This is a genomic window from Cellulomonas citrea (assembly GCF_009829685.1).
In the GTDB taxonomy this organism is placed as follows: Bacteria; Actinomycetota; Actinomycetes; order Actinomycetales; family Cellulomonadaceae; genus Cellulomonas; species Cellulomonas citrea.
Window position 1 is genome coordinate 1 of sequence record NZ_VWSD01000183.1, and the last position, 5,058, is coordinate 5,058.

4 protein-coding genes and 1 pseudogene are annotated in these 5,058 nt (G+C 73.4%); all 5 read left to right on the forward strand.

The genetic code is table 11. The features are described from left to right. Window positions 1–967: pseudogene (locus F2B26_RS17255) on the forward strand (TPM domain-containing protein); the annotation flags it as partial. Window positions 968–1,083: 116 nt separating this feature from the next. Then, window positions 1,084–1,854 (forward strand): PspA/IM30 family protein, encoded by a 771-nt coding sequence (locus tag F2B26_RS14420; RefSeq protein WP_159810543.1) that lies wholly within the window; start codon window positions 1,084–1,086, stop codon window positions 1,852–1,854. 131 nt (window positions 1,855–1,985) lie between these two features. After that, window positions 1,986–2,708 carry a response regulator transcription factor gene (locus F2B26_RS14425; RefSeq protein ID WP_159810545.1) on the forward strand — a complete coding sequence of 241 codons (723 nt, stop codon included), beginning with the start codon at window positions 1,986–1,988 and terminating at the stop codon, window positions 2,706–2,708. Then, window positions 2,708–4,204, forward strand: coding sequence for a sensor histidine kinase (locus F2B26_RS14430; RefSeq protein ID WP_159810547.1), 1,497 nt, complete (start codon window positions 2,708–2,710; stop codon window positions 4,202–4,204). The genes F2B26_RS14425 and F2B26_RS14430 overlap by 1 nt, the downstream gene beginning before the upstream one ends. A gap of 32 nt (window positions 4,205–4,236) precedes the next feature. Continuing rightward, window positions 4,237–5,058 (forward strand): HD domain-containing protein (locus F2B26_RS14435; protein WP_328698689.1); only part of this gene is annotated, 822 nt, incomplete at its 3' end.

Sequence of the window (5,058 nt, forward strand, 5' to 3'; positions counted from 1 at the left end):
CTTGGCCACCCTGGCGGCCCGGTTCCCGGCGACCGCGCTGGCCTCGGTGACCGGCAACGTCGACCAGGCCCAGCGCCTGCTCGACGACGTCACGACGACCCTCGCCCAGGGCCGCGCCGCGGTGGGCGCCGGCGACCGGGCCACCGCGGTCGGCTTCGCCAAGGCCGTCGAGGGCGCGCTCGCCCAGGTGGACCGGCTGCTCGACGCGATCGACTCGGCCGGCGAGGACCTCGCCACGATCGTCCCCCGGCTGCAGGGTGCGGTCACCTCGATCTCGTCCGACCTGGCCGACGCCGCGCGGCTGGCCCCGGCCGACCCGGACGTGACGGCCCGCGCGGCCGAGGCCCGCGCTGCGGTCACGGTCGCCCAGCAGGCGGCCGCCGGATCGGGCGACCCGCTGGCCGCGTTGTCCCGGATCACCGCGGCCGAGGCGGCCATCGACGCGTCCCTCGCCCCGTGGCGCGAGCAGGACGAGCACGCCGGGCGGACCCGAGCACTGGTCGACCAGACGCTGGGCCGGGTGGCCTCGGCGGTCCGGGCCACGAACGACTACATCGAGACCCGGCGTGGGGCGGTCGGCCCGCAGGCCCGCACCCGGCTGGCCGAGGCCGACCGGATCGCCCGCCAGGCGGAGGCCCGCAAGGGTGCCGAACCCGATGCGGCACTGGGTGATGCGCAGCAGGCCGAGCAGCTGGTGGCCGAGGCGCAACGACTGGCCCAGCTCGACGTCGAGCGCGACGAGCAGAACCGGCGCGGACCGGGCGGGCAGTCGGGTGGCGGTCTGGACGGGCTCGGCGGCATGGTGCTGGGCGGGATCCTGCTCGGCCAGGTGCTCGGCGGCGGTCACCACGACAGCGGCTGGGGCGGCGGTTGGGGCGGCGGTGGCTTCGACGGCGGCGGGTTCGGCGGCGACCTCGGCGGGGGCGGGGGCGACTTCGGGGGCGGCGGCGACGGCGGCGGCTTCTGACCGGACCCGGGGCCCGGGGGTGCGCCCAGAGTCGTCACGGCACGGCACGAGCAGATCAAGGACGGACCGGCCCGTCGGACCGACGCGGACGGAATCGACGAGGAAGAGCGAGGACCATGACCGAGAAGCAGTCCATCTTCGGCCGCATCGCCCAGCTGACCAAGGCGAACGTGAACGCGCTGCTGGACCAGGCCGAGGACCCGGCGAAGATGATCGACCAGCTCGTGCGCGACTACACCAACTCGATCGCCGATGCGGAGCAGGCGGTCGCCCAGACCATCGGCAACCTGCGGCTGGCCGAGCAGGACTACAACGAGGACGTGGCGGCCTCCCGCGACTGGGGCGGCAAGGCGCTGGCGGCCTCGAGCCGGGCTGACCAGTACCGCGCCACCGGTGACACGGCGAACGCCGACAAGTTCGACGCCCTCGCCAAGGTCGCCCTCGGCAAGCAGATCACGGCCGAACGGGAAGCCCGCGAGGCCGAGCCGCTCATCGCCTCCCAGCGCGAGACCGTCGAGAAGCTCAAGACCGGCCTGGCCGCGATGAAGGACAAGCTGGCCCAGGTCAAGTCCCGGCGCGACACCCTCGTGGCCCGGCAGCGGTCCGCCCAGGCGCAGCAGAAGGTGCAGCAGGCGATCGGCTCGATCAACGTGCTGGACCCGACGAGCGAGCTGTCCCGGTTCGAGGACAAGGTCCGTCGCGAGGAGGCGCTGGCCCAGGGGCAGGCCGAGATCGCGGCCTCGTCGCTGGACGCCCAGTTCGCCGAGCTCGAGGCCTCCGGCGAGCAGATCGAGGTGGAGGCCCGGCTGGCCGCGCTCAAGCAGGGCGCCACGGCCCCGCAGATCTCGTCGACGCCCCTGACGCCGCCGGCCCAGATCGAGTCCTGACCCGCACTCCTCGGACCCCCGTCGCGCCTGCCGGCCGGCGGGGGTCCGTCGTCCTCGGCACCTGCGGGCAGCACGCCGTTCGACCAGCCTTCGCCCAGCGAGTTCCCAGGCTCGTCGCACAGACTGTTCCCATGAACGCTGCCGATCAGAGCGAGGCCCGGCTGCTCGTCGTGGACGACGAGCCGAACATCCGTGAGCTGCTGGCCACCAGCCTGCGCTTCGCCGGCTTCGAGGTGCACACCGCGGCCGACGGCGGCCAGGCGCTGCGGGTCGCCAAGGAGCTCGACCCGGACCTCGTCGTGCTCGACGTGATGATGCCGGACATGGACGGCTTCACCGTGACCCGGCGGCTGCGCGAGCGCGGTCAGCACATGCCGGTGCTCTTCCTCACCGCACGCGACGAGACGTCGGACAAGGTGCAGGGCCTCACCGTCGGCGGCGACGACTACGTGACCAAGCCGTTCAGCCTGGAGGAGGTCGTCGCCCGGATCCGCGCGATCCTGCGGCGCACCGCCCCGGGCAACGACCTGGACGACAGCGTGCTGCGCTACGCCGACCTGGAGATGGACGAGGACTCGCACGAGGTGCGCCGGGCCGGGACCGTCGTCGAGCTGTCCCCCACCGAGTTCAAGCTGCTGCGCTACCTCATGCTCAACCCGGGCCGGGTGCTGTCCAAGGTGCAGATCCTCGACCACGTGTGGCAGTACGAGTGGGGCGGCGACGCCAACATCGTCGAGTCGTACATCTCCTACCTGCGCCGCAAGATCGACCAGCTCACCGGTGCCGACGGCCAGCCGGTCCGTCCGCTGATCCACACCAAGCGCGGCGTCGGGTACATGCTGCGCGACGCCTGATGAACCGCGTGCGGCAGGTGGTGCGCAGCTGGCCGCTGCTCGCGCGGCTGGTCGTGATCATCACGGCGCTCATCGCGTTCGGGCTGGTGGTGGCCGGGGTGCTGAGCGCCACCCTGATGCAGCGGTTCCTCGTCACCCAGGTCGACACCAAGCTGCAGGCCGAGGGCAAGGCAGCGGCCAAGCAGACGCTGTCGGCCTACCTCGACGGCAGCCCGTCCGGCTACCTGCCGACCGACTACAGCCTGCGCATCCGGCTGGGCAGCACCGACGTGTCGACGACGCCCACCGCGGTCGCCCGGACCGACTACGGGACGCCGAAGCTGCCGGAGATCTCGCCCGCCCGTGCCGAGGAGATCCAGGACGTGCCGTTCACCGTCGGCTCGGACTCGGCGGTCACCTGGCGCGCCGTCGCCTACCCGCTCTACAACAACAGCACCGGTGAGCTCGCCGGTTCGGTGGTGATCGCGCTGCCGCTGGGCGACGTCCACGAGGCCACCCAGCAGCTGGCGAGCGTGCTGCTGCGCTCGGGGCTCGGCATCATCCTGGTGGGCGGTCTGCTGGGCGCCTGGGCGGTCAACCGCTCGCTGCGCCCGCTGCGCGAGATCGAGAAGACGGCCGCAGCCATCGCCGACGGCGACCTGTCCCGACGCGTGCCGACCGCACCGGCCCGCACCGAGGTGGGCCGCCTCGGGGTCGCGCTCAACGGGATGCTCACCCAGATCGAGCGGGCGTTCTCCGCGCGCACCGCCTCCGAGGTCCGGATGCGCCGCTTCGTCGCCGACGCCTCGCACGAGCTGCGCACCCCGCTGGCCACCATCCGCGGCTACGCCGAGCTCTACCGGATGGGAGCCCTCGCCTCACCGCAGGCCATGGACGACACGATGGACCGGATCGAGAGCTCGGCCACCCGGATGGGCACCCTCGTGGAGGACCTGCTGGCCCTGGCCCGGCTGGACGAGGGCCGGCCGCTCGACCGGCGCCCGGTCGACCTGCTCGTGCTCGCCGTCGACGCGCTGGCCGACCTGCGGGCCCTCGACCCGGACCGGCCCACCGCGCTGGTGCCGCTCGTCGGCGACGGGAAGGCCGCACCCTGCTGGGTGCACGCGGACGAGGCGCGACTGCGTCAGGTCGTCGCCAACCTGGTCGGGAACGTCGTGCGGCACACCCCGCACGGCACGGCGGCCGAGCTCGCGGTGGGCACCTCGACCGCCTCCGACGGCGCCGCGGTCGGGGTCATCGAGGTGCGCGACCACGGCCCGGGGATCGCCCCCGAGCACGCCGACCGGGTGTTCGAACGCTTCTACCGGGTGGACGCCTCCCGCACGCGCGACTCGGGCGGGGCGGGTCTGGGGATGGCGATCGTCGCCTCGATCGTGCAGGCGCACGACGGCACGGTCGAGCTGCTCACCACCGAGGGGGGCGGCACGACGGTCCGCGTCACGATCCCGGCGGAGCCCGAGACCGGTCACACCGACGTCGAGGACGGCCTACCATGATGGGTCTTTGTCGTCAGTGAGAAGGCTTCCCCATGGGCGTCCCCGACGCACCGCAGTGGCTGTGCCCGTCGTTCTCCCGCAGCGTGACCGCTGCCGGGGCCACTGCCACACCTGAAGAGATCCGAGCGACCGCCGAACGGCTCCTGGAGCGGTGGCGCGACCCGGAGCGGCACTTCCACAACCTCAAGCACCTCGTCGACGTGCTGGCCCGGGTGGACGAGCTCGGCGAGGAGACCCATGAGCCGGCCATCGTCCGGCTGGCCGCCTGGTACCACGGCGCCGTCTTCGACGCGGCCCGGTACAAGGCCTACGCGAGCCGGGGCGGCGAGGACGAGGTCGCCAGCGCGGTCGTGGCGATCGAGGAGCTGACCAGCCTGGGCGTGCCCGAGGCCCGCGCGCGCCGGGTCGGCGACCTGGTGTCGATGCTGGTGCGGCACACCCCCGCGGCCGACGACATGGACGCCGCCGTGCTGTGCGACGCGGACCTGGCGATGCTGGCCACCGAGCCGCAGAAGTACAAGACGTACCTGCAGGACGTGCGGGCCGAGTACGCCGACGTGCCGATCGAGGACTACCTGCGGGCGCGCGCCCGCATCCTGGGCAAGCTGTTGTCCCGCAAGAACCTGTTCCACTCGCCGCTGTCGGCGCAGTGGGAGGGACCGGCCCGGCAGAACCTGCAGGCCGAGCTGCAGCGGGTCGAGCGCGAGCTCACCGAGCGGGGCATCGAGGTCGAGCACCTCGTCGCCCATCCCACGACGGGCACGCTGCGTGCCGCGACACCGGCCGACGCCCTCGCCGGGCACCCGCTCTCGGGTGCCACGCCCGCGGCCGCGCCGGGCTCGTCCGCCACGGCG